This is a genomic window from Paenibacillus sp. MZ03-122A (genome assembly GCF_024213325.1).
Classification (GTDB): domain Bacteria; phylum Bacillota; class Bacilli; order Paenibacillales; family Paenibacillaceae; genus Paenibacillus; species Paenibacillus polymyxa_B.
Map to the genome: position 1 here is coordinate 146,153 of NZ_JANAVI010000004.1, position 25,174 is coordinate 171,326.

Genomic DNA, 25,174 nt, shown 5'->3' on the forward strand with positions numbered 1-25,174 from the left:
CCTCGCATTTAGCGGGGTGCTATAATCAATTCTGCAATGAGGAAGACAACAACTGAACATTTAACGTGTTACTGATTCGATCAGGCATGAGTTGTTTTAAGTTATGATTGTTTACAGCCTACTGGGGCAAGCTATATCCCAAGGTTGTTTTCAAACATACTTAAATCGGCTCATGCCTTTTTTGTTGTTTTGCCTCTGTTCTAAATTTCAGAGAAGGATGTGGAAGGTATGTTTAAAAAGCTTTTCGGCGTTTTACAGCGTGTCGGTAAAGCATTAATGCTTCCTGTAGCGATTTTGCCAGCTGCGGGGCTTTTGTTGGGTATCGGTAACATGCTGGTCAATCCTGATTTTCTCCAGTACATTCCGGCATTAAATGCGGGCTGGGTTCAATCGGTAGCGACGATCATGATGAATGCCGGACAAATCGTTTTTGATAATCTGGCCCTGTTGTTCGCAGTCGGCGTAGCCGTCGGTCTGGCGGGCGGTGAAGGTGTAGCCGGTTTGGCTGCCATCATCGGTTACCTCGTTATGAACATTACTTTGGGTACAGCCGTGGGTGTCACACCTGGTCTGATTGCTCAAAAAATACCGGGTTATGCGAACGTGTTGGGTATTCCAACGCTTCAAACCGGGGTGTTCGGCGGGATAATCATCGGTATACTGGCCGCGGCCATGTACAACCGCTTTTTCAAAATTGAGCTTCCTTCGTATCTGGGCTTTTTCGCGGGTAAGCGTTTCGTTCCAATTGCAACGGCGGTGTCCTCACTGATTGTCGGGCTTGCGCTGGTTCTGATCTGGCCTCCAGTTCAACAAGGACTTAACGCAGTATCTCACTTTATGGTGTATTCCAACCCGACTTTGTCGGCGTTCCTGTTCGGGGTTATCGAACGCGCGCTTATTCCATTTGGTTTGCATCACATCTGGTATTCACCGTTCTGGTTTGAATTTGGTGAATATGTTAACAAAGCAGGTCAAACCGTTCACGGTGACCAGCAGATCTTCTTCAGCCAGCTTCGTGATGGAGTGGCGTTGACAGCAAGTACGTTCCAAGTGGGTAAATTCCCATTCATGATGTTCGGTTTGCCGGCAGCAGCGCTTGCAATGTACCATGAAGCAAGACCAGAACATAAAAAATATGTAGCAGGTATCATGGGTTCAGCAGCATTGACTTCGTTCTTGACAGGTATTACGGAGCCACTGGAATTTTCCTTCCTGTTCGTAGCTCCACTGCTGTTTGCAGTACACTGTATATTCGCAGGTCTGTCATTTATGACCATGCAAATTTTACATGTCAAAATCGGTATGACCTTCTCAGGCGGATTTATTGACTTCCTGATTTTCGGGATTATTCCAACCCGTACGCCTTGGTGGTATGTAATCATCGTCGGTCTGATTTTGGCAGTGATTTACTACTTCGGATTCCGGTTCATCATACGGAAGTTCAACTTGAAAACACCAGGACGTGAAGAAGCTACAGAAAATGTGGATGGTGCAGCAGCCGGTAGTAGTGATGAGCTCCCGCACAACATTTTGGCACCTTTCGGTGGTTCATCAAATATCAAGCATCTGGATGCTTGTATCACACGTCTTCGGATCGAGGTTAATGAGAAATCGAACGTTGACAAAGCTCGTCTGAAGCAACTTGGCGCATCGGGTGTCCTTGAAGTCGGCAACAACGTACAGGCAATTTTCGGTACACGTTCCGACACCATTAAAACTCAAATGGCAGATATCATGGCTGGACGTACACCTGCACCAGCTCCGGCGCAACCTGCTCCACAAGAGGAGAAGGAAGCTGGGGAAGAACAACAAACCATTATTGTAGAAGATATTGTAATGCCTGTTAACGGCGAATTGGTTGATATCTCGACGGTTCCCGATCCGGTATTTGCAGAACGTATGACAGGTGACGGCTTTGCGGTCGTGCCAAATGATGGAACGATTGTGTCCCCTGTTTATGGTAAAGTATTCAATGTATTCCCGAGCAAGCATGCGATTGGTATTCAATCCGATGGCGGTAAAGAAGTGCTTGTTCATATCGGGGTGAATACCGTGAAGCTTAAAGGGCAAGGATTTGACGTTTTGGTGAACGAAGGCGATCTTGTGTCAGCCGGCCAGCCTATTATGAAAGTAGACCTGGAATACGTGAAGGCAAACGCTAAATCCATCATTTCACCTGTCATTTTTACCAACCTTCCAGAAGGTTCTTCGGTAACTTTAAACAAAACTGGAGTATTGAAGGCTGGCGAAGATGGTATAATTACGATAAAATAAACTCTATGTGTTTCGGATTAGTTGATTAGGCGGCTTAGGCCGTCTCATCAATGATCTGGTATACTGCGTGTAAACAAATATTATCTTTAGGAAAGTGGGAGGAACAAATTATGCAAACAACTTTTAGAATTACGGATGAAGACGGTATCCATGCACGTCCTGCAACTGCACTGGTAAATACAGCTAACAAATTCAGCGGTGCTGAATCTTTTGCCGAAGCTAACGGTAAAAAAGTAACTTTGAAATCCATTCTGGGTGTATTGTCTCTGGGTCTGGAACAAGGTGATACTATTAACATTATCTGCGAAGGCGCTGAAGCAGCCGAAGCACTGAAAGCTCTTGAAAATGTAATCGTTAACGAAGGGCTGGGCGAAGTTCATGCTTAAAATTTCCGGGATTGCCGCTTCGGCAGGCATAGCCATTGCCCGGGCGTTTATCTTGGAGCATCCGAATTACGCTGTAGAGAGACGCGCGGTTGGTGATGTTGAAGCTGAAATCGCGAGATTGGATGCGGCTTTGGTACAATCTCAAACCGAATTGGAATCGATTAAGGAGAAAACGCTTCAGGAGCTGGGAGAGAAAAAAGCAGAAATTTTTGCATCTCACCTGCTCATCCTGAATGATCCTGAATTGATCGATCCGGTTAAAGCTAAAATCAGAGACGAGCAGCTTAATGCTGACTATGCTTTGAATGAAGTAGCTACACAGTTCATTTCCATGTTTGAAAACATGAAAAGTGCCTATTTGCAAGAACGCGCATCGGACATGCGTGATGTAACCAAGCGGATCCTGAATCACCTGCTTGGTGTTCATTTTGTTAGTCCTGCAGAAATTGCCGAAGAAACGATTGTGCTTGCAGAAGATTTGACACCTTCCGACACAGCTCAGCTGAACCGTGAATTTGTTAAAGGTTTTGCAACGAACATCGGCGGACGTACTTCGCATTCGGCCATTATGGCTCGCTCACTTGAAATTCCTGCAGTTGTGGGAACGAAAAATATATTGTCTCAAGCTAAAAGCGGCGATTTGATTATCGTTGATGGTTTGGATGGTCACGTATTCGTGAACCCAACCGAAGAGATTGTTGCGGAATACCGTGCTAAACAGGTGGCATACGACAAGCAACGCGAAGAGTGGCGCAAGCTGCGCGGCGAAGCTACAGTTTCTGTCGATGGTGTCCATGTCGAACTGGCAGCCAATATTGGTACGCCTAATGATGTAGCTGGTGTTCTGGACAACGGTGGTGAAGGCGTTGGCTTGTACCGTACGGAGTTCTTGTACATGGGACGCGATAAGCTTCCATCCGAAGAAGTACAGTATACGGCGTACAAAACCGTTCTGGAAAGAATGGAAGGTAAGCCGGTTGTAGTCCGTACTTTGGATATCGGTGGCGACAAAGAACTTCCATATCTGGACCTGCCGAAAGAAATGAATCCGTTCCTCGGATTCCGTGCTATTCGTCTGTGTCTAGATCGCCAGGATATTTTCCGCACTCAATTGCGTGCTTTGTTGCGTGCGAGTGTGCATGGTAACCTGCGCATCATGTTCCCGATGATTGCTACGCTGAACGAATTCCGTGAAGCTAAAGCTGTTTTGTTGGAAGAAAAGGAAAAGTTGGTAGCCGAGGGTGTATCCGTATCTGAAGAAATTCAGTTGGGCATCATGGTAGAAATTCCTTCTACAGCGGTATTGGCTGACCAATTCGCAAAAGAAGTAGATTTCTTCAGTATCGGTACAAACGATCTGATTCAATACACAATGGCAGCGGATCGCATGAACGAGCGGGTTTCTTACCTGTATCAACCATACAATCCATCCATTCTGCGTCTGGTGAAAATGGTTATTGATGCCGCTCACCGTGAAGGACGTTGGGTTGGTATGTGTGGTGAAATGGCAGGAGATACAACAGCAATTCCGTTGCTGCTGGGTCTTGGACTTGATGAGTTCAGTATGAGCGCAACTTCTATTCTGCCAGCACGTAGTCAAATCTCCAAGTTGTCCCGTGCGGACATGGAAAAACTGGCTACAAAAGCTCTGGACATGCAAACAGCAGAACAGGTTGTTGAATTGGTTCAAAGCATCGAAGGCTAAGGAAGGGTATTACATTTCAAAGGTTATATCTTTTTCCAACAAAAAAATTGCTGTGTACATACAGCAGCCGGTATCTATTTAGATACCGGCTTTTTTGCATCCTTTAAGTAGAATTTGTTTTTAACTGCATGAGCAATTCAGTACAGGTTTGCGGGCTGCGGTAGTTTCGTCCAATCGTGTGACTGGAGTAGTATATGGTGCATTGAGCACCAGCTCAGGGTTCTCTTCCGCTTCCCGCGCAATATGAATCATAGTGTCGACAAAAGCATCAAGTGTTTCCTTACTTTCCGTCTCCGTGGGCTCGATCATGATGCACTCCTCTACATTCAGCGGGAAGTAAATTGTAGGCGGATGGTAGCCGAAATCAAGCAGCCGTTTGGCTACATCAAGCGTGCGCACTCCAAATTTTTTCAAGCTTCGCCCCGACATTACGAATTCGTGTTTGCAATGTCCAGGGTAGGGCAGGTCAAAATGTGGAGCGAGCCGATGCATCATGTAATTGGCATTGAGCACAGCGCATTCCGATACACGCTTTAAGCCATCAGGACCGTAGCTACGGATATAGGCGTAGGCACGAACGAGAATACCGAAGTTGCCGTAAAAGGCTTTAACCCGTCCAAAAGAATCTCCTTGTTCCCGGTCCCAGTGGTACACCCCCTGCGAATCACGTACGACAAGCGGCTTGGGCAAATAAGGGATGAGCCGTTGCTTTACGCCGACAGGCCCAGCGCCGGGGCCGCCGCCGCCGTGAGGGGTACTCATCGTTTTGTGCAAATTGAGATGCACTACATCGAAGCCCATATCGCCGGGACGAGTAATTCCCATGATGGCGTTGGAGTTCGCCCCGTCATAGTAGAGCAGACCACCCGCGTCATGCACGATGGCAGCAATGTCAGTGATTTGCTTCTCGAACAGTCCAAGCGTGTTCGGGTTGGTCAGCATGAGCGCAGCGGTGTCGTTGCCTACGGCTTGACGCAGCGCATCCAGATCCACCAGCCCCTCAGGGGTGGAGGGAAGGGTGACTGTTTCGAAGCCCGCGACGGTTGCGCTGGCGGGGTTCGTTCCGTGCGAGGAATCCGGCACGAGCACCTTGGTACGTCGCTCACCACGTGCTTCGTGGTATGAGCGAATCATCATCAGCCCGGTCCATTCGCCATGGGCGCCCGCGGCGGGCTGAAGTGTGACGGCATCCATGCCAGTTAACGCAGCCAAATCATTTTGGAGCGTATGCAGCAACTCCATGGCACCCTGGATGCTCTCCTCGGGCTGATATGGATGGATTTTGGCGAAGCCTGTATATCGGGCGACATCCTCATTCACTTTCGGATTGTATTTCATCGTACAGGAGCCGAGCGGATAAAATCCGTTGTCCACGCCGAAATTGCGCCGGGACAAGGCGGTATAATGCCGAATAACGTCTACTTCGTATACCTCGGGTAATGCCGCAGGTTCGCTGCGCAGCGCATAATCTGGCAAAAGCTCTGCCACCGGGCGACGGGGAACGTCGCACTCGGGAAGGGAATAGGCGATGCGACCCGGACGGCTCAATTCAAAAATGAGCGCTTGATCGTGTTCCTTCAACAGCCCTTGTTTCTGATCCTGTCCGGTGTGTGTCATAGCAATCCCCCCAAGGTGTGTACAAATTGGTCAATCTCTTCTTTGGTTCTTTGCTCCGTCACGGCAATCAACATGTGACCAGCAAGTTCCTCATAGTCCCGGCCCAAATCGTAGCCAGCGATAAATCCAGCAGCTAGCAGTTCGGCCTGGAGTTTGCTCATATCCGTACCCTCAGGCAGTCTAAGGGCAAACTCGTTAAAGGTCGGTGCGTTAAATGAGACAGTTACGCCCTTCAAGCTCAGCAATTGCTCTAAAGCATAACGGCTTTTATGCAAATTTAGCTCGGCTACTTCCTTGATCCCCTGTCTACCCATGACAGACAAGTATACAGATGCAGATAAAGCTAGCAACGCTTGATTGGAGCAAATGTTAGACGTGGCCTTTTCGCGGCGGATATGCTGTTCCCGCGCTTGCAAGGTCAGCACGAAGCCGCGTTTACCGTTACGGTCAGTGGTCTGACCCACAATACGGCCGGGGATACGGCGCATATGTGCCTGAGAAACGGCAAAGTATCCACAGGTCGGACCGCCGAGAGAAGAGGAGATGCCAAGTGGCTGCGCATCTCCTACCACAATATCCGCGCCCTGTTTGCCGGGTGTCTCCAGCAAGCCAAGTGCCAGTGGGTTGGCACTGACGACCAAAAGACCTTTGTGCGCATGGATGAGATCAGCCATCGGCTTCAGGTTTTCCACGGCTCCGAAAAAGTTGGGGCTTTGGACCAAAACAGCCGCAGTCTTTTCCGATACGGCCGCCGCTAACGCATTAGCATCCGTTACGCCGTCCGAACAGCCGATCTCCACGATGTCCAAATCCAATCCGCGTGCATAGGCTGCCAATACCTGACGTGCTTCCGGATGGACGGACCTTGATACGATAAGCTGTTTACGGCGGGTAGCTGCGGCGGACAGTGAGCCCGCTTCCGCCAGTGCAGTCGCTCCGTCGTACATGCTGGCATTAGCTACAGCCATGCCCGTCAATTCGCAAATATACGACTGAAATTCGAAAATGGCTTGTAGCTCGCCTTGGCTTACTTCCGGCTGATAGGGGGTGTAGGCTGTATAGAATTCCGAGCGTGAAGTGATGTGCTGGATGACGGACGGAATATGATGATCATAAATTCCTGCGCCAAGAAAGCTGGCATGTGTGTCTGTATTGGCGTTGTGTCCAGCAAGCTCGGCCAAGTGGCGGGTTAAGGCTCTCTCGCCGAGTCGAGAAGAAAGAGGGAGTTCCCCTTGATATCGAATGGCCTCTGGAATGTCACTGAATAAATCATCGATGGATGAAGCGCCGACCACACGCAGCATTTCGGTTTGATCCTGTTCAGTCATAGGGAGATAACGATGCTGCTTCATAGGTTCTGGCTCCTTTCGAAAATCAAAATTTAAATCGTAAATTAGTTAATAAAAAAGTGTGAGATGAAAACCCGGAAGTACATATCTGACATGTTTGCTTTATAGAAATGAGGAGAGTTTAAGATCAGCGTGGGCGTTTATAAAAGGGTGCTGCCACCACCTCGGCACGCAGGCGTTTGCCACGAGTCTCAACCTCCAGCGGTGTGGAGAGGGCGCTAAAACGACTGTCTACCAAGGCGAGGCCGAGATTACGCTTCAAGGTGGGCGACTGAGTCCCCGTTGTGACCTCACCGATGTGTTGTCCTTCTGCGAATACCGGGTAATGGGCGCGAGGGATACCGCGATCCATCATTTCCAGCCCGATTAATTTGCGAGGAATCCCTTGATCTTTCTGACGTTGCAGTGCTTCTCTACCGATAAAATCTCCTTTATTCAGCTTGACGAAGAACCCTAGACCGGCTTCGAGCGGTGAAATCGTGGCAGATAACTCCTGTCCGTACAGCGGCAACCGTGCCTCAAAGCGTAGGGTATCCCGAGCACCAAGTCCAGCGGGAATCAGCCCATACGACTCACCGGAACGAAGCAAACCCTCCCATACGGCTGGTGCTTCCGCAGCAGGTACATAAAACTCAAAACCGTCTTCGCCCGTATATCCGGTTCGTGAGACGAGTGCTTTTGCTCCGAACAATGGCACATTCTCATGGAAGCGGAAAGATGCCAGATTCGTAATGTCCGTATCTGCCACGGCTGCGGCAATACGTGCTGCTTCCGGTCCTTGCAACGCCAGCAATGCTATCGCATCAGACACATTCTCCATGTGAACGGATGCAGGCATATGGCGAATTAGCCAATCCCAATCCTTATCGATGTTAGAGGCGTTCACAACGAGCATGTAGCGCTCCGGTCCTTTGCAGTAAACAAGCAGGTCGTCTACTACCCCTCCATCGGGGTAACACAGGAGTGAATATTGTGCCTGACCTGGTTCCAACTGGCTGACATCATTTGTGGTCACCCTTTGCAGAAAAGCTTCGGCCTCTTTGCCTTCAACCAAAAATTCGCCCATATGCGATACATCGAATAAACCCGCACGTTGCCGGACGGCCTCATGCTCCTTTTGAATGCCGCTAAACTGAACGGGGAGCTCCCAGCCGCCAAAGTCAATACAACGAACCCCAGACTGCGTCCCGTAGGACGAATATAGCGGTGTTTTTCGCAAATTAGTCATTTTTCCACTCCTATTCGGTGTGATCGGCTAAACAAAAAAGACAGGCCGAAAAAAACGTATAGACGGCAGTCTACACTCTTTTTTCAGCTCTGTCCTTGATACCAGAAAGTTACCCCGGTATGTACCGGGTTTCCCCTTGGGTGATCCGCTCCAATAGCGAATGCTCTCCAGAGATGCGTCCGGCAGAGGTCCTTTTGCCTGAGAGATTCACCTGCAATGCAGGCTTACTCCTTCGGCGCTACCTTCGGGATCAACAGTATATTACCTGGCTTTGCAGATAACAACTTGATCCGATTCGCGTGCACAACTGTCCCACAAACCGCAACAGCTTGTGAATCTTTTTGGTAGTCTCTCCCTCCGCGTTCATCCGCGTTTGCAGTTGTCGGGGTGTTTCCCAAAGCATTTGCTATAACCCATTAATACGCAAATTCATTCAAAATGTCAATAAAAATGTCATCAAAAACAATAGAAAAAACATTTAATATATAAATAAGGATATGTAAGCGTTTGTTATAAGCTATCATATTTTTATATAGTACGCTATATGAGGTCATATGAAGTATTTTTGTTAGTATTATTGACATGAGTGTTCCTGTTGTCATAATCTTAACCTGTCTAATACAGGTGAGCAAAAGCGATTTTATTCATATGGAAGCGAGGGGAACAAAATGGGTGAAGTGAAGCAGCAACTTTGGTATACAGACGAACATGAGTGGGTTCAGCGCACAGAGAATGGAACGTTGCGGATTGGTATTACAGATTTTGCACAGCATCAACTGGGTGATATTGTTTTTGTAGAATTACCTGAGGCGGGAGTAACGATTGAGCAGGGAGCGGAAATCGGTACGATTGAATCGGTGAAGACGGTATCCGACCTTTTTGCTCCGGTGACGGGAACCGTATTAAAAGTGAATGAAGCGCTGGAAAGTACGCCTGAGCTAGTGAATGAATCTCCCTATGAAAAAGGTTGGATGATCGAAGTAGAGATAGATAAAGATGTGGAGGAAGCATTGGGCAAGCTACTGTCTGCGGATCAATACGAGCAGTTGATTTCCGATGTGCAATAATGAGCAATACAGCATGAAATAATAACGCTTTATTCTGGTTTTTTATATGGATATTGAATTAAATAAGAGCATCGTTAGTCCGCTCAGTTTTTGTATAAATAGTCGCTATGACCTGACATAGCGACTATTTTTTTGTTGTCTTTTAGAAGACGGATTTACGTTGTCTTCTCAGGCTTAGAAGAGAGCATCACTTTAAAATTGTGTAGATTTACAACAGTGTTTTTTCGACTAATTTCTATAGCTACAGGTCATATTAAGAAGAATTATGCAGGTCTAATACCTTCTCGGTTAATTTAAATTTAAATGTTGTCATCAACGTTCATGACGAAAGTACGTTTTCATTTCATTGATGAAGATAGCGCTGTCATTTAGTATGAATTTTAAGAAAAGGTAGTGATGCTTACCTACAAGGAGGATTTGAATATGAGTACATTGGACGCAAAGCCAAGTTCAAAAGGAGGCACTCGTGTCGCCGTACAGCGTTTTGGCCGTTTTCTCAGCGGTATGGTTATGCCCAATATGGGAGCATTTATCGCGTGGGGATTGATTACGGCACTCTTTATTCCGACCGGGTGGTTCCCAAACGAAGGTTTCGCACAACTGGTTGATCCGATGAAAAATTATTTGCTGCCGCTGCTGATTGGTTACACGGGAGGCACGATGATTCACGGACAACGTGGAGGTGTGATTGGTGCCATTATGACGATGGGTGTCATAGTGGGAGCCGATATCCCGATGTTCCTGGGCGCGATGGTCGCTGGTCCGCTGGCTGCGTGGATATTGAAGAAGTTCGACAAGGCCATTGAAGGCAAAGTCAGATCAGGCTTTGAAATGCTGGTCAATAATTTTTCGGCCGGGATTATCGGTGCCATTCTAGCACTGCTTGCCCATGTGGCGATCGGCCCGGTTGTACAAATGATCAGTCAAGTATTGTCGGCAGGGGTACAGTTCCTCGTGAACGCAGGGCTACTGCCGCTTGTCAACCTCATTATTGAGCCCGGAAAAGTATTATTTTTAAACAACGCGCTGAATCACGGAGTATTAAGTCCGATTGCGTTGGAGGAAGCTGCAAGAACAGGAAAATCCGTACTGTTCATGCTGGAATCCAACCCTGGGCCGGGGCTCGGTATTTTGCTGGCCTACTGCCTGTTTGGTAAAGGCTCTGCGAAGTCGTCGGCTCCTGGCGCAGTCATCATTCATTTTTTCGGCGGGATTCATGAAATTTATTTCCCTTATATTTTGATGAAGCCGATTTTGATTCTTGCTGCTATAGCTGGGGGCGTTGTGGGAACCTTCTGTTTCATGTTGACAGGTGCCGGACTGGTTGCTGCTCCTTCGCCGGGCAGCATCATCGCCTATTTTCTAATGACGCCAAAAGGCGGATATTTGCCAATGCTAAGCGGGGTGATCGCTGCTGCGGTCGTATCTTTTGCTGTTGCCGCAGTGTTACTCAAGACTGGTAAGCAACAAGAAGAGGGGCTGGAGGAAGCTGCATCCCGCCTGAAAGATATGAAAAATCAAAGCAAGAGTGCAAGTGCTAACGCCACTGTAATGGAAGATAACCACGAATCTGATCGTGCTGCAGAAATTGCTGCAGATCGAACGCTCAAGGATAAATCCGAAGTGAACAAAATCGTCTTTTCCTGTGATGCAGGTATGGGTTCAAGCGCTATGGGTGCCTCGATTTTACGCAAAAAAATGAAGCAGGCGGGTGTGGGCGTAACAGTTACGAATACGGCAATCAGTGAAATTCCACAGGATGCGGATATTGTCATTACGCAAAAAACGTTGACAGACCGGGCTAAAACAGTAGCTCCGAAAGCTGAGCACATTTCCATTGACAATTTTCTGAAGAGTCCTGAATACGAAGCGCTGGTTGAACGTCTGAAATCCGATTCTTAATCCCCATCGAAGTCAGGCGGACTGTATGCAATGTACGTCTCCTGCTGGAGGGATGAGCTTGGGAAGGAACGGTATGCGCTTATGAATATTACGAAACGACAACGTGACATCGTGGAATATCTTCTGGAGCAGTCCAAAGAGGTTACAGCCGGGGAAATTGCCACGAAGATCAATGTCAGCACAAGGACGGTTCATCGGGAACTGGGCGCAGTCGAGCATTGGCTGGCAGCTCATGAGGTGAAGCTGGAGAAAAAGTCAGGGATCGGTATCTGTATAGATGCTGATCCAGCTCGGCTTGTATGCCTGCGAAAACAATTGCTGCATACGAAGTCAGACGAATATTCGGCTGAGGAGAGAAAGATCGTGGTTCTCTGCATGCTGCTGGATACACGGGAGCCGATCAAGCTGTTGGCGCTGGCTTCAGACCTGAAAGTCACGGTAACTACGGTCAGTCATGATCTAGACGAATTGCAAGACTGGATTGAGGAACGTGGACTCATGCTTGTGCGCAGACGGGGGTACGGGGTCGAGATTACAGGGCGGGAGACAGACAAAAGACGGGCGATTTCCGAGCTGGCTCTCGAATATTTGGATGAATCCGATCTGTTTTCAGCCCGGGAAGAACTTCGTCCTGTAACCCGTGTTGCCGACAAGTTGCTGGAGATGATTGGCAGAGATAACCTGCTAATCGTGGAAAAGGCCCTCTGGCAGCCCCATGAAAAATGGTTGGAAAACATGGTGGAAAGCAAATACATGGAGCTGCTGATTCAAATTTGCGTTTCGCTGGTACGTCTTCGACTCGGGTATGTTATAGATCCTCTTCTCTCGTATTTAAAAACAGATTCAGATGAAAATATCATGCTTCGCACAGCTATGGTGGAACGCATATGCACGGAGTTGTCAGAGGCGCTGGATATTGAATTTCCAGAGCCGGAACGATCTTATCTCAGGCTGCTATTTCGTGATGCCGAAGATCACTCTACCCGACTGCTGCCGTTGGATGATCTCGTACTGTTGGAGTCGGTTCATGAGTTGATTCGTCGTGTGGAGGAAGAGACAGGCACGCCATTGAAAGAGGACCGTGTTCTGCGTGAAGGACTGATTGCCCATATGGCTCCGGTATTCAAACGTTTGAAGGAAGGCAGGTCGATTCGTAACCCTCTCCTTCAGCAAATCCGCAAGGATTACAGCAGCTTATTCGAATCAGTGAAAAAGGCTGCGGCGAGCATGACAGAAATGAAAGTGCCTGATGAAGAGATCGGATTTCTCGTCATGCATTTCGGCGCTTCGCTGGAGCGGCTGCGACAATTGCGTCGGGAAGTGCGGGCCATTGTAGTCTGCACGAGCGGCATTGGATCATCCAGACTTCTGGCAACAAGACTCGCCAAAGAGCTCCCACAGATCAAAATTGTGGATAGGGCTTCATGGTACGAGGCGGCGCGGATTCCCAAGGAGGATTATGATCTGATCATTTCGACAGTAGAGCTACCGCTTGAACCAGATCGGTATCTTAAGATCAGTCCGCTGCTAACGCAGGAGGAGAGTGACCGTCTACGTCATTTCATCCAACATATTACACTCCATCATCTCAATGATCATCAGCAGGAACAGGCCGTTCAGCCTGGCCAGGATATGGAGTGGCTTACCGGTCTGCGGAAAAGTCTCGAGGAAATTGTACACATTGTACAGCAATTTCAAGTGTATCCGCTGGAAAATCAAGGGATGGATATGGCGGCGACCGTAGAGGCGATATGCATGCTGGAGGCGGGGCGGGGGAATGTTACAGAGCCTTCTGCGGTTGCTGCACAACTCATGGAAAGAGAGCGCCAAGGTAGTCAGGTGATCTCTGATACCTCCATTGCTTTAGTTCATACGCGCAGCCACTATATTCGCAAGCCTTCGCTTACCTTGTATAAGCTGGCAGAGCCGCTGTTGGCGGATACAGGTGAACAGGTAGAATGCGTGCTGCTCATGTTGGGGCCTCGTGAGCTGCCGAGAGAAAGCTTGGAGGTATTGAGCGAGATTAGTGCATTACTCTTGCAGGAAGACATGGTTACGCTACTGGAACACGGTAGCAGGGATCATATTGTCAATTATATATCGAGTGAGCTGGCTGAATTTTTCCACAGTAAATTAGGGACAGGGAGGAATCTACCGTGAGTATTATGACGATAGACAAAGTAAAAATGAACGCAACCGCCAAAGACAAATATGAGGCGATTCGTATGGCTGGACAAATCCTGCTGGATGCGGGACATATTTCAAGTGAGTACATTGACAAGATGCTGGAACGCGAGGAGATCGTGTCTACCTACATCGGGAATGGGCTGGCTATTCCACATGGCACCAAGGAATCCAAGACGCTTATTCAATCCACAGGCATCTCCATCGTTCAGTTCCCGCAAGGCGTAGATTTTGGGGAAGAGAAAGCATATATGGTGATCGGCATTGCAGCACAAGGCGGCGATCATATGGAGATTTTGACGAGTATCGCTGTGGTGTGTGCGGAGGAAGAAAATATGGATAAACTTCGCAACGCGGTGACCCCGCAGGAAATTATAGATCTGTTTGAAAGTGAGCTGGAGCTATGAGAGCCGTCCACTTTGGAGCAGGAAATATCGGTCGCGGCTTTATCGGATTAATTCTGTCGCGTGCAGGCTATGAGGTTGTCTTTTCAGATGTCAACGACACCCTTGTATCCGAGTTACGCCGTCGTAAACAATATACCGTAGAGTTAGCCAATGATACAAAGGATACGGAGCTGGTCACGAATGTAACGGCGATTGACGGCAAGGATGCAGCGGCTGTAGCTGATGCGGTAGACCACGCTGATCTGGTAACGACCGCAGTAGGTGTCGGCATCCTCAAGCACATTGCAGCAGGTATTGCCGAGGGAATAGCGCGGCGGGTGGAGCGAGGGGCAGGCCCGCTGCATGTGATTGCTTGCGAAAATGCAATCGGAGGCAGCGCCCAACTGAAAGAGCATGTTTTTGCACTATTGGATGAGGCGACCCGCGCCAAGGCTGAGGCTTCGGTATATTTCCCCAATGCTGCTGTAGACCGGATTGTGCCGATCCAACACCACGAGGACCCGTTACATGTGCAGGTAGAGCCTTTTTACGAGTGGGTGGTGGATCGTTCACAAATGGCACCTGAGCATGAAGAAATCGAAGGCATCCTGTACGTGCAGGATCTAGAGCCTTACATTGAACGAAAGCTGTTCACGGTGAATACGGGGCATTGCGTGGCAGCCTATCTTGGTTATACCGCAGGTTATGCTACCATCCAGGAGGCCTTGAAGGATAGCAAGGTGGTGGATTCGATACAAGGGTCACTGGAGGAGACAGGAGCAGTGCTTGTGAAGCGCTTCGGTTTGGATCAAGGGGAGCATAAGAAGTACATCTCTAAAATTTTGGATCGCTTCCGCAATCCTAATCTGACAGACGATGTTACTCGGGTCGGACGTTCACCGTTGCGCAAGCTGTCTCCAAATGATCGTCTTGTACGTCCCGCGCTCCAAGCGCAGGAGTATGGCATCCCTACGGATCATCTGGCGTTAGGAATGGCTGCTGCCTGTAAATTTGATATTACGGAAGACCCCGAGGCAGTCGAGCTTCAGCAGGTGATCCGCAGTGAAGGACTGGGTGCGGCGCTGACGCGTTATACTTCCATAACCGCAGACCACCCGTTACATCGGCAGGTATTGGAGCAATATGATATTATAAATTCATAAAACAACGAATTATCAACACCTACTTTCGATAATCCTCTTGAAGACAAAGCATTCACATCAACACTAACGTGTTCTGTAGAGATGTGCTTCAAGAGGATTTTTATATACGTGATTTATATCACATAACAACCTGCTTAAATTGTTTATATTGATAATGATTATCATTATCTATGAAATGAAATCATTACTATTATAACTATTAGGGAGGATTATAGTGAAACCGATCTATATTACCTTAGGGTTTTTATTTTTGGCGCTTGGAGTTATTGGTGTAGTGCTACCGTTGCTACCGACTACACCGTTTCTGCTGCTAGCGACCTTTTTCTTTATGCGGGGGTCCGAAAGGATTCACCAGTGGTTTTCGAATACCTCTCTGTACCAAAAGCATCTAGAGAGTTTTGTTCAAACAAGGTCGTTGAAGCTGTCTACGAAAATCATGACATTGGGCTTAGCGTCAGCGATGCTGATCACAGGCTTTATTTTCACGCCTAATGTGTGGGGGAAAGCGCTCATCGTCTTGGTCATCCTTTTTAAATATTATTACTTTATATTCCGCATCGGAACAATAAGAAATGCTGCAGCAAAAATAACGCCTTCATCTTCATCTGAACCTATACCTACACCTACTCCAAAAAAAAGGTCTAAAATGGTCGATAGCCATCTGCTCGGTCTAGTGGAACATTCTCGGAAATATATCGTATTGGGTGTGCTTGTGCAGTGGATCGGTCTTTTGGGGAGTATAGCCGCTGTGTTGCCTATGGCCTTTGTTATGCAGCAGGCATGGGAAGGACAAGTGACTCGCAAGCTGATTCTATCTATGACGGTCATTGTTATTGCTGCTATTGCAGTTCGCTGCCTGAGCAATTATGCAGCCAGTATGTTATCCTATCGTGCTTCGGTAAATGCTAAAAAAACGCTGCGCTCGCAAATTTACGGCAAGTTGCTGAAGATGGGACCCGCATATACAGATCATACCTCCACCTCGGGGGTTATTCAGGTTGCTGTAGAAGGGGTAGAGCAGCTTGAAACCTATTTCGGTAGATATATGCCTCAGCTATTTTACAGTCTGCTTGCCCCCGTAACGTTATTCATAACCCTCTCTTTTGTCAGCTTCAAAGCAGCCATTATACTATTGATCTGCGTTCCCTTAATTCCAGTGTCGATCATTGTCATTATGAGGATGGCTAAAAAGCTGTTTCGGAAATATTGGGGCAGTTACGTCAATCTGGGCCACAGCTTTTTGGAGAATGTACAAGGTCTGACTACGCTCAAAATGTACGGAACAGACCAGGATAAACATCAGGAAATGAACACAGCAGCTGAGGACTTTCGCAAAATGACGATGAAAGTGCTGACTATGCAGCTTAACTCCGTGGCCATTATGGATCTTATCGCATTTGGTGGTGCTGCTGCGGGTGTACTGGTCGCGATAAGTGAATATTCTTCAGGCCATATTGGCTTGGCAGGAGCGATCATCATTGTTTTGCTGTCAGCAGAATTTTTCATTCCGCTGCGTTTACTGGGTTCTTACTTCCATATCGCCATGAACGGAATGGCAGCGAGTGACAAAATATTTCAAATGTTGAGTACAGAGGATCTTATACAAGGACAAGAAAGCATAGAAAACACAGATATTCGACTGAAACAGGTGAGTTTCGCCTACGACGAAAGAGATACCTTACGAAATATATCCATGGATATTCCCCAGGGCAGCTTGGTTTCAATTGTTGGGGAATCAGGCTCTGGTAAAAGTACGGTAGCCGGATTGATCGTTGGGCATCACGAGGGGTATCGAGGAAGTCTGACGATTGGAGGAACCGAGCTTACCGATATTTCGGAAGAAAGCCGCATGCGTCACATGATCTGGATTGGTTTTAACAGCTATATTTTTAAAGGCACAGTGGAAGCAAATTTAAAAATGGGCAATGAGCACGCGGATGAGCAACAAATGCTGGAAGCTTTGCGACAAGTGAAGCTGTATGATTTTATTCTTTCAGAAGGAGGACTGGAAGCAGAACTGGAGGAGCAGGGGGCAAATCTGTCAGGAGGACAGCGCCAACGGCTAGCACTGGCCAGAGCATTGCTGCATGATAGTCGTGTGTACATTTTTGACGAAGCCACCTCTAACATTGACAGTGAGAGTGAGGAAGGCATTATGGAGGTAATACATGCGCTGGCAGGTCAAAAAACAGTGATTCTTATCTCGCATAGACTGGAAAATGTAGTTCAATCCGACTGTATCTATGTGCTGCAAAACGGATTGGTGGCAGAATCCGGAACGCATCATGAACTGTTGAGCCAGCAGGGACATTATGCGGATATGTATCTCAGTCAACACCGGGTAGAGCAGTTTGCAAAAGGAGGGGCTGTATATGCGTAGACACGGATTACGGATCATGGGCCAATTATTGGTATTGGCGGGACCTCTTTTACCTGTACTGCTCATCACGATTGTGACAGGAGTGCTTGGTTTTATTTGTGCTATTGGCATTATAGTGTATGGAGCCCTTGCTCTGCTTACAGCAACGGGCATCACGACAGGCTACACCATGTTGTTTTTGCTGACGTCGATCGTGGTTTGTGCCGTACTGCGCGGCGTATTCCGTTATGGCGAGCAAATGAGTGGTCATTATCTCGCTTTCAAGCTACTGGCTGTACTGCGTGACAAGGTGCTTCAAGCCCTGCGCAGACTCGCTCCAGCCAAATTGGAAGGCAAGGACAAGGGGAATCTGATATCACTCATTACGAGTGATATTGAGCTGCTGGAAGTATTTTATGCGCATACGATAGCGCCTGTAATGATCGGCATCATCACTTCACTGCTCATGGTATTTTTTATCGGTTCTTATGAGCCTCTATTAGGCTGGCTCGCTGCGCTTGCTTACCTAACTGTCGGTTTATTTATTCCCTTACTCACGTCACGTATGGGCAAACGTCAGGGGATGGAATACCGAAGCAGCTTTGGCAAGCTGAGCAGTTACTTTTTGGACAGCTTACGGGGGATGAAGGAAATTGTGCAATATGGACAAGGAGAACAACGTTTGAATGAGATTAACCGTCGTACGGATCAATTGGATGCCAAGCAGAAGGACTTGAAGCATCATGAAGGCATCACAAGAGCGATCACAGATGCGGCTGTAGTTGGATTCTCATTCTTGATGCTGCTGGCTGGCTTGTACGGTATGTCTAATGGTCAGGTTGACTTTACAGGTATGCTAATTTCTGTCATTGCACTGTTTAGTTCATTTGGTCCGGTCGTCGCACTGAGCAACTTGTCCAACAATTTGCTTCAAACGCTGGCGAGCGGGGAACGAGTGTTGAGTCTATTGGAGGAAACCCCGGAGGTTGAGGAAAATATCGAAGGGATGAGTGTTGCCTTTACTGGGGCACGAGTAGACAAGGTGACTTTTGCATACGATGGTCAAACGGTACTGAATGATGTAAGTCTCACGATACCGCATAAGCGGATTTTAGGCATTCAGGGTAAAAGCGGCTCTGGCAAGTCTACACTGCTAAAGTTGCTGATGCGATTTAGGGACCCGCAGCAAGGTGAAATTTTGCTATCCGGACACGATTTGAAGGAAATTGGGACCCGACATTTGAGAGGCTTACAGAGCTATGTAGACCAGCATACGTTCCTGTTTGATGATTCAATTGCAGCTAATATCAAAATCGGAAAGCCTGATGCTACACATGAGCAGGTGGTGGAAGCAGCACGTAAGGCATCCGTGCACGATTTTATTATGACCTTGCCTCAAGGGTATGACAGCCGAGTTGGAGAATTGGGGGACAGGCTGTCCGGTGGAGAACGCCAACGCTTGGGGCTGGCCAGAGCCTTTGTCCATAATGCGCCTCTCTTACTGCTCGACGAGCCTACTAGCAATTTGGACAGCCTGAACGAGGCAATTATTTTAAAATCGTTAAAGGAACAGCAGCAAGATAAAACGATTGTCCTTGTTTCGCACCGAAGTTCTACCATGCGGATTGCAGACGATATTTTTGAAATGGATAACCGTAGATTGTCCTGACTTTTCTAACTATTGTTATACCTTAAGGGCAAAAGCTGTAGCCTGTTCATAGTTTTGTCATAAAATGGAGTGTGCGTTGAAATGGAAGCGTCATCCTTATTTAAATCATCCAGCTTTTCAAACTTGTCTTATTTTGATAGCCTATTAGGTGAAGATTTTACAAAATCCTGAGGTATATTGACAAGTCATAAACATCATAAATGATGGATGAACAGAGGCTGTAAGCCGATGTACAGAAATGGGTGGTGAACAGGAATGTCAGATTTCAATCAGCTCAATGAGCTTGAGCACACAACATATCCCATATATGAAGGTTATGATTTGGGTCTTACTTATACGCCTGCGGGCAGCAAGTTTAAGGTATGGGCACCGACTGCGCAGCAGGTCCATATAGCGTTGTATAACGATGCGGGGGTGTACGATCAGGAGGGGAACGTTCAGGAGCACAGCGGTGGTCAGGAATTTCTCATGAGCCGTGGTGATCAAGGTGTATGGTCTATAGAGCTGGAAGGGGACTGGAACAAATATTATTACATGTACAGGCTGGAGTGGGCGGACAACACCATTCATTATGCTGCCGATCCATATGCCACAGGGGTATCAGCCAACGGGCAGCGTACAGCGATCATTGATTTGGCTCAAACCAACCCGGAAGGATGGGAATTGGATGCGGGGCCTACCCTTAAGCGACCGACAGATGCCATTCTCTATGAGCTTCATGTGCGTGATTTTTCGATGGATACCCATTTTAATAGGGGGGAAAAAGACTTATCTGCTGCTCAGGGACGGTTTGAGGCCTTTACGTATACGGGATTGAAGGATACTGAGGGGAACAGCATCGGGCTGGATCATCTGCTGGAGCTGGGCATTACACATGTTCATTTGCTTCCAGTGGCTGATTTTCATACGGTGAATGACTTTGCAGAATTAGAAACTGAATATAACTGGGGCTATGATCCGCAGCATTATAATGTGCCGGAGGGGTCTTATTCTTCCAATCCGGCTGATCCAGAGACACGCATACGAGAGCTGAAACTGTTGGTACAGTCTTTGCATACTGCCGGCATCGGTGTCATTATGGACGTCGTGTACAACCATACTTATTCGGTGGAACAGGGGCCATTTGAGCCTGTTGTACCTGGATATTATTACCGCACGGATGAGCAAGGGCAGCTCACCAATGGATCAGGTGTAGGTAATGAGGTGGCAACCGAACGTCCGATGGTGCGCAAGTATATCAAGGATTCACTATGCTATTGGGCAGAGGAATATCATATAGACGGCTTTCGATTTGATCTGATGGGGCTGATGGATACACCGACCGTAGAGCAGCTTACCCAGGAGCTTCGCTCTGAAGTGCGTCCCGATCTGCTGATCTATGGTGAGCCTTGGACGGGAGGAGAATCTCCGCAACCCTTGCTTACGCTAAAAGGAACGCAACGCGACAAAGGCTTTGCCGTTTTTAACGACAACTACCGTTCTGCTATTAAGGGAGATAGCGACGGTACTGGGAGCGGGTTTGCCACGGGGGCAGAACATCAGGAAGAACAGGTGCTCAAAGGTGCTTTTGGGGCTATTCATGATTTCACAGCTCAGCCATCGGAGACCGTCAATTATGTAACTGCCCACGATAATCTCAATCTGTGGGATAAAATTTTGACGGTAAGACATTTGCGGGAGCACTGTCGTTTTCCACAATGGGAGCAGGGGAAGCCACAGGATGGGAGGACACCGGAACAAGCTGTTGCCGAAGCAGACCCGTATTGGGAACTGGATGAAGATAACTTGCTAGAGAACGAAACCGTACGCAAGTCCCTGTTGGCTAACGGTATGGTACTCACATCGCAAGGCATTCCTTTTATTCATGCAGGGGATGAACTGCTGCGCTCCAAATATGGAGACCATAATAGCTACCGAAGCTCAGATGTGGTGAATGCCATCCATTGGCATAACAAGGCGAGGTTTCGCCCAGTGTTTGATTACTACCAAGGTTTAATTGCATTGCGGCGCAACCACCCGGCATTCCGAATGGACCATCGTGAGTTGGTGGAGCAGCATATGGAAATGCTGCAAAGCAGTGGGCATGTGGTGGCTTTTGCTTTGAGGCACCATGCTAACGGCGATGCCTGGAATCATATTGTGGTGATTTATAACGGCTCGGATACAGAGCAAACGATATTATTGCCTGCGGAATCGGATCGTTGGCATGTGGTCGTGGACGCACACGGGGCTGGTAATGAGACACGGTATGAAGTGGTAGGCCATCGTGTGACTGTATCGCGCTGGTCGATGATGGTGTTATATGATCAGGAAGAACCTGCAGGAGTCTCCTTTTTGACTGAACAAGATCAGGTTAATCGTCAGGCGGAGAACGAATTGGAAGACTCGGATGAGGGAACAGATCAAGAAATTGCAGGTACAGCCATGGCGTTGACAGATGTGCCGCTTGGAAACGATAGGGAAATCGCTCCATTTCGCACGATTGAACTGATCTACGAGCGTGCAGATCGACAATACACTGGCTGGAACGTATGGGTATGGGGAACTGGGCACCGCGACGGACATGTCGAATTTCGTGATTTGGATGACGGTCGTGCAATAGCGCGTATTCAGGTGTCTCCTGATATACAGCGAATTGGCTACATTGTCCGGCTTAATCACTGGGATGCCAAGGATGTTGAGGCAGATCGCTATATTGATATAGACCTAAACCAGTCTGTGATGCAGGTATTGATTCATAGTGGCAGAGAAGAATATTTGCTACTGGTAAATGATAATCGGGCCGGATAGACTTGTATGCTTGGTCGCTATATATACGAAAGTAGCATTTTTCGATTATTTCGAGAAATGCTATTTTTTTATGTAAACGTGTGTCAGTTTCAGAAAAAAGGGGTAAAATAGAATTATGGACTTGTTTAGTTTTGCCAGCTTGCTGGCTTATATCCTGTAGTACGACTGGTAAACAGGCAAGATTCTTGGAGGAAAATCATTTGTAAGGTAACCTGAAGGAGGTTGTATATCATGAGTTCTAATGGAGGAAGTATTCAACTGACCGCCCAGCCGAGAACAGAGAAGAAGGGTTCGGCTATTCGTGAATTGAGGTTAAAAGGACGGATTCCAGCTGTGGTTTACGGCTCTGAGCTTGAAGGAACCCCTGTACATGTCGATGCCAAGGAATTTAATAAAGTAGTCAAAACCGGACGTTCAGAGGTGTTCAACCTCACTGTAGAAGGTGGAGAAACCATTCCGGTTATTATTAAAGATTATCAACAGCGTGACAACCAATGGCTGCATGCCGATTTTTTGAAAATTGCCAAAAACAAACCGCTTCGCGTGCGTGTTTCTATTGATTATCAGGGTACACCTGTAGGTACAAAAACAGGCGGTATTCTGCAAGTTCAGGAAACGGAAGTTGAAGTCGAAGGCCTTCCTGCTGATTTACCATCTACCATTGACGTGGATGTATCCGCACTGGATGTTGGCGACAAGCTGAGCGCTAGCGACTTGAAGCTCCCTAAAGGAGTAACACTGCACGTCCCTGAAGAAGAACTGCTTGCTTCTATTATCGTTCCGCGTGCAGTTGAAGTAGAAAATGCTGCTGTGGAAGGTGATGCAGCGGCAACTGAAGGCGCTGAAGAGGCTTCCGAAAACAAGGAATCCTAATGTTTTCAGTTGGCTTATGAATCTTTTTCAATTGCAGAAGATCATCAAAAAGGTATTCAAAATCGCTCCCTGCCAGGGGGCGATTTTTTTGCATTCATTTTTTTACACTTACATACTCTTTCTCTTTAAAAAGTTGTCCTGTTGTGATTTGGTGTTTAAAAGGGAATGTGGTGTTCGTACGATTTTCATTCAATACGCGTTCTGATATGACGATATATATAGTATGGCATTTACATTTTTATTTTATAAATACCTAATATATATCTAAGGAGCGCGTACACAATCATGGACAGAACAAATGAATTGTTGTGGCAAAGAAACAAATTGGTGATCATTATTTTTTGGATTATGACCTTGAGCAGCACCATCCCGGCATTATCTAATCCATCGGTGTGGATGTCTAGTGGTGTAGGATTTGTAGTCGCCGCAGTTTTGACGATTCTGAATATGAAAAAGAAAGGAATCCGCCTTATTCCTTGGATTATTACGTTGTATAGCGTATTAATATGTATATTTGTAAACTTATCTAGCGTGGAGGCAATGACTACGATCTTTATTTGTTCATTGTTGTTGCTCTACCCATCTTACCGATATTTTTTGATAGCAATGGTCTTAAATCTGTGTAATATTTTTATACAAATTACCATCGGTACGCCAGCAACTCCTCCGGCTACCGGTCCTTTGCGTTATGTGCACGAGTTTATTATTGTTTTACTGATTGGTTTGCTATTGTTAGTGGTATCGGTGTTAAATCAAAAGCAGTTTAAGAAAACGGAAGAGCAAAATAAAGATATGGATGCCACAAGGCAACGTATTGAATTTTTGTTTGAACAAGTGAGACAGGCTGTAGCTGGATTGCATAGCTTCACAGAACGATTCAGAAATCAAGTGGATGCTACGGGCAGCGTGACGAATGAAGTCGCCATCGGGTTTCAGGAGGTTGCCAAAGGGGTAGAAATGCAAGCTTCGAATATCACTGAGGTAACGGATAACTTGGCTCAGTCTGACCAGCACGTGCGCGAGGTTGCCGATCATTCACGAGAATTGAAGCAGCTCTCCGAAGATACGAAAAGTGCCGGGAGCAGAGGGATCAGTCAACTGCTTGCATTAACGTCTCAAATTAAGGATTTGGGTCTGGTTATGAGTCGTACCAAAGAAGAATTGGACGAGTTTAAAACACAAAGTGATAATATGTCTGCCATGCTCAAAGATATTACTCAAATCTCGAAACAAACTAATTTGCTGTCCTTGAATGCATCCATTGAGGCCGCCAGAGCGGGAGAGCATGGAAAAGGGTTTGCCATCGTGGCTGGCGAAGTGCGTAATTTGGCTGAAATGGTAGGGAATACCTCGGTGGCAATGGAAGGTATTTTGACCCAACTGAGAACTCAGATGGATTCTGTCGTAAGCCAATTTGACATGGGACAGCAAAGACTACAGCAGAGTATGGAATCGGCCCATTCGACCGAAATTGTACTGGAGGATATCCTGCAAAATGCCAATAAAGTGCTGCTGCAGGCCGTGGAGGTGGAAGCCAGTACGAATAGTATGCAGCAATTCTCATCTCAGGTCGTTCAAGAGATGGAGGAGTTTTCAAGCGTTACAGAACAAGCGAGTGCAGCGTCAGAGCAAATTTTGGCTGGAGTAGAGGAACAACGAAATATAACCTCCAATATGGTGACCGGGTTTAATGAGCTGGAGACGTTGATTATCCAGTTAAAAGAACTGGTATATGATCAGAAGGAGGACAACATTCCTACCGAAATCAGCAAAAGCAAATAACCGAAATACTTCATTATCGGACTAGAGATCCGGGGATTATCGCTATCAAGCGGTACTCTCCGGTTTTTTACTGCGTTTGAAGAAGGGAAATGAAGAGGGGATTCTAGACGCTATAATTAGATGGAAGTTGATGGTATAATTTGTGGCAGTTTAAATGCTTTGTAATTAAGGAGGAATAAATTCTTATGGAGCTTAAATATTTGTTGATCGGCGTGTTGAGCCTGTTGGGTAGCGGAGTGATTTATACGATGGAGCGCTTTATATCGGTCATTCAATGGGCTGCGAATTCCGTACCTGTTAAATTAAATAGTTCGGGCATCTCTATGTCAGAACCTGATATGCCGAGTTTTGTTGACAATATATTTGTTATTATTTTATTCGTATGTGGCTTGATGATACTTGGGTATGGTGTGTATGAACGACGTACACGATAACACAAC

Annotated in this window: 17 protein-coding genes and 1 riboswitch; of the genes, 14 read left to right on the forward strand and 3 right to left on the reverse strand. The window is 47.1% G+C overall.

Going from position 1 to position 25,174, the window contains the following annotated elements:
- The first annotated feature begins 228 nt into the window (after window positions 1-228).
- From ptsG to ptsP, 3 genes are all read left to right on the forward strand, one after another.
- A complete protein-coding gene (gene ptsG / locus NLX74_RS10760; protein WP_254328701.1) occupies window positions 229-2,274 on the forward strand; it encodes a glucose-specific PTS transporter subunit IIBC in 2,046 nt (681 codons plus the stop codon).
- A 110-nt stretch (window positions 2,275-2,384) separates the two neighbouring features.
- Window positions 2,385-2,660, forward strand: coding sequence for an HPr family phosphocarrier protein (locus NLX74_RS10765; RefSeq protein ID WP_013372579.1), 276 nt, complete (start codon window positions 2,385-2,387; stop codon window positions 2,658-2,660).
- Window positions 2,653-4,365, forward strand: coding sequence for a phosphoenolpyruvate--protein phosphotransferase (ptsP, locus tag NLX74_RS10770; RefSeq protein ID WP_103049341.1), 1,713 nt, complete (start codon window positions 2,653-2,655; stop codon window positions 4,363-4,365). Before NLX74_RS10765 ends, ptsP begins: the two co-directional genes overlap by 8 nt.
- A gap of 120 nt (window positions 4,366-4,485) precedes the next feature.
- Here the strand turns inward: ptsP and gcvPB are convergent, their stop codons facing one another.
- From gcvPB to gcvT, 3 genes are all read right to left on the reverse strand, one after another.
- Window positions 4,486-5,982, reverse strand: coding sequence for an aminomethyl-transferring glycine dehydrogenase subunit GcvPB (gcvPB, locus tag NLX74_RS10775; protein ID WP_302058557.1), 1,497 nt, complete (start codon window positions 5,980-5,982; stop codon window positions 4,486-4,488).
- Window positions 5,979-7,334, reverse strand: coding sequence for an aminomethyl-transferring glycine dehydrogenase subunit GcvPA (gene gcvPA / locus NLX74_RS10780; RefSeq protein WP_254328702.1), 1,356 nt, complete (start codon window positions 7,332-7,334; stop codon window positions 5,979-5,981). Before gcvPA ends, gcvPB begins: the two co-directional genes overlap by 4 nt.
- A gap of 124 nt (window positions 7,335-7,458) precedes the next feature.
- Complete coding sequence (gcvT, locus tag NLX74_RS10785; protein WP_254328703.1) at window positions 7,459-8,559, reverse strand: glycine cleavage system aminomethyltransferase GcvT; 1,101 nt, start codon at window positions 8,557-8,559, stop codon at window positions 7,459-7,461.
- Between the two features lie 176 nt (window positions 8,560-8,735).
- Window positions 8,736-8,884: riboswitch (glycine riboswitch) on the reverse strand.
- Between the two features lie 343 nt (window positions 8,885-9,227).
- Here gcvT and gcvH point away from each other — a divergent pair.
- The 11 genes from gcvH (at window position 9,228) to NLX74_RS10840 (ending at window position 25,168) form a co-directional block, all read left to right on the forward strand.
- Window positions 9,228-9,626 carry a glycine cleavage system protein GcvH gene (gene gcvH, locus NLX74_RS10790; protein ID WP_254328704.1) on the forward strand — a complete coding sequence of 133 codons (399 nt, stop codon included), beginning with the start codon at window positions 9,228-9,230 and terminating at the stop codon, window positions 9,624-9,626.
- Between the two features lie 423 nt (window positions 9,627-10,049).
- Window positions 10,050-11,528: a PTS mannitol transporter subunit IIBC gene (locus NLX74_RS10795; RefSeq protein ID WP_069290173.1), complete on the forward strand. Its 1,479-nt coding sequence runs from the start codon at window positions 10,050-10,052 to the stop codon at window positions 11,526-11,528.
- Window positions 11,529-11,609: 81 nt separating this feature from the next.
- Window positions 11,610-13,688 carry a BglG family transcription antiterminator gene (locus NLX74_RS10800; protein ID WP_254328705.1) on the forward strand — a complete coding sequence of 693 codons (2,079 nt, stop codon included), beginning with the start codon at window positions 11,610-11,612 and terminating at the stop codon, window positions 13,686-13,688.
- Window positions 13,685-14,119, forward strand: coding sequence for a PTS mannitol transporter subunit IIA (locus NLX74_RS10805; protein WP_235308869.1), 435 nt, complete (start codon window positions 13,685-13,687; stop codon window positions 14,117-14,119). The genes NLX74_RS10800 and NLX74_RS10805 overlap by 4 nt, the downstream gene beginning before the upstream one ends.
- A complete protein-coding gene (locus NLX74_RS10810) occupies window positions 14,116-15,261 on the forward strand; it encodes a mannitol-1-phosphate 5-dehydrogenase (protein ID WP_254328706.1) in 1,146 nt (381 codons plus the stop codon). Before NLX74_RS10805 ends, NLX74_RS10810 begins: the two co-directional genes overlap by 4 nt.
- Window positions 15,262-15,475: 214 nt before the next feature.
- Complete coding sequence (locus tag NLX74_RS25835; RefSeq protein ID WP_254328707.1) at window positions 15,476-17,641, forward strand: DUF454 family protein; 2,166 nt, start codon at window positions 15,476-15,478, stop codon at window positions 17,639-17,641.
- Window positions 17,634-19,289, forward strand: a complete 1,656-nt coding sequence (locus NLX74_RS10820) for an amino acid ABC transporter ATP-binding/permease protein (RefSeq protein ID WP_254328708.1) — start codon at window positions 17,634-17,636, stop codon at window positions 19,287-19,289. The genes NLX74_RS25835 and NLX74_RS10820 overlap by 8 nt, the downstream gene beginning before the upstream one ends.
- A gap of 255 nt (window positions 19,290-19,544) precedes the next feature.
- Window positions 19,545-22,079: a type I pullulanase gene (gene pulA / locus NLX74_RS10825; protein WP_254328709.1), complete on the forward strand. Its 2,535-nt coding sequence runs from the start codon at window positions 19,545-19,547 to the stop codon at window positions 22,077-22,079.
- A gap of 231 nt (window positions 22,080-22,310) precedes the next feature.
- Window positions 22,311-22,952, forward strand: coding sequence for a 50S ribosomal protein L25 (locus NLX74_RS10830; protein WP_254328710.1), 642 nt, complete (start codon window positions 22,311-22,313; stop codon window positions 22,950-22,952).
- A gap of 285 nt (window positions 22,953-23,237) precedes the next feature.
- Entirely contained in the window at window positions 23,238-24,734 is a 1,497-nt protein-coding gene (locus NLX74_RS10835) for a methyl-accepting chemotaxis protein (protein WP_254328711.1), read from the forward strand.
- 185 nt (window positions 24,735-24,919) lie between these two features.
- Window positions 24,920-25,168 (forward strand): hypothetical protein, encoded by a 249-nt coding sequence (locus tag NLX74_RS10840; protein WP_039272912.1) that lies wholly within the window; start codon window positions 24,920-24,922, stop codon window positions 25,166-25,168.
- Window positions 25,169-25,174: the final 6 nt, after the last annotated feature.

Bases quoted from the DNA above. Each gene is read 5' to 3' on its own strand.
- gcvT (WP_254328703.1), bottom strand. From the start codon at position 8,559: ATGACTAATTTGCGAAAAACACCGCTATATTCGTCCTACGGGACGCAG.
- pulA (WP_254328709.1), top strand. From the start codon at position 19,545: ATGTCAGATTTCAATCAGCTCAATGAGCTTGAGCACACAACATATCCC.
- gcvH (WP_254328704.1), top strand. From the start codon at position 9,228: ATGGGTGAAGTGAAGCAGCAACTTTGGTATACAGACGAACATGAGTGG.
- NLX74_RS10820 (WP_254328708.1), top strand. From the start codon at position 17,634: ATGCGTAGACACGGATTACGGATCATGGGCCAATTATTGGTATTGGCG.
- NLX74_RS10830 (WP_254328710.1), top strand. From the start codon at position 22,311: ATGAGTTCTAATGGAGGAAGTATTCAACTGACCGCCCAGCCGAGAACA.
- NLX74_RS10810 (WP_254328706.1), top strand. From the start codon at position 14,116: ATGAGAGCCGTCCACTTTGGAGCAGGAAATATCGGTCGCGGCTTTATC.
- NLX74_RS10765 (WP_013372579.1), top strand. From the start codon at position 2,385: ATGCAAACAACTTTTAGAATTACGGATGAAGACGGTATCCATGCACGT.
- ptsG (WP_254328701.1), top strand. From the start codon at position 229: ATGTTTAAAAAGCTTTTCGGCGTTTTACAGCGTGTCGGTAAAGCATTA.
- ptsP (WP_103049341.1), top strand. From the start codon at position 2,653: ATGCTTAAAATTTCCGGGATTGCCGCTTCGGCAGGCATAGCCATTGCC.
- gcvPB (WP_302058557.1), bottom strand. From the start codon at position 5,982: ATGACACACACCGGACAGGATCAGAAACAAGGGCTGTTGAAGGAACAC.
- NLX74_RS10795 (WP_069290173.1), top strand. From the start codon at position 10,050: ATGAGTACATTGGACGCAAAGCCAAGTTCAAAAGGAGGCACTCGTGTC.
- NLX74_RS10835 (WP_254328711.1), top strand. From the start codon at position 23,238: ATGGACAGAACAAATGAATTGTTGTGGCAAAGAAACAAATTGGTGATC.
- NLX74_RS10840 (WP_039272912.1), top strand. From the start codon at position 24,920: ATGGAGCTTAAATATTTGTTGATCGGCGTGTTGAGCCTGTTGGGTAGC.
- gcvPA (WP_254328702.1), bottom strand. From the start codon at position 7,334: ATGAAGCAGCATCGTTATCTCCCTATGACTGAACAGGATCAAACCGAA.
- NLX74_RS10800 (WP_254328705.1), top strand. From the start codon at position 11,610: ATGAATATTACGAAACGACAACGTGACATCGTGGAATATCTTCTGGAG.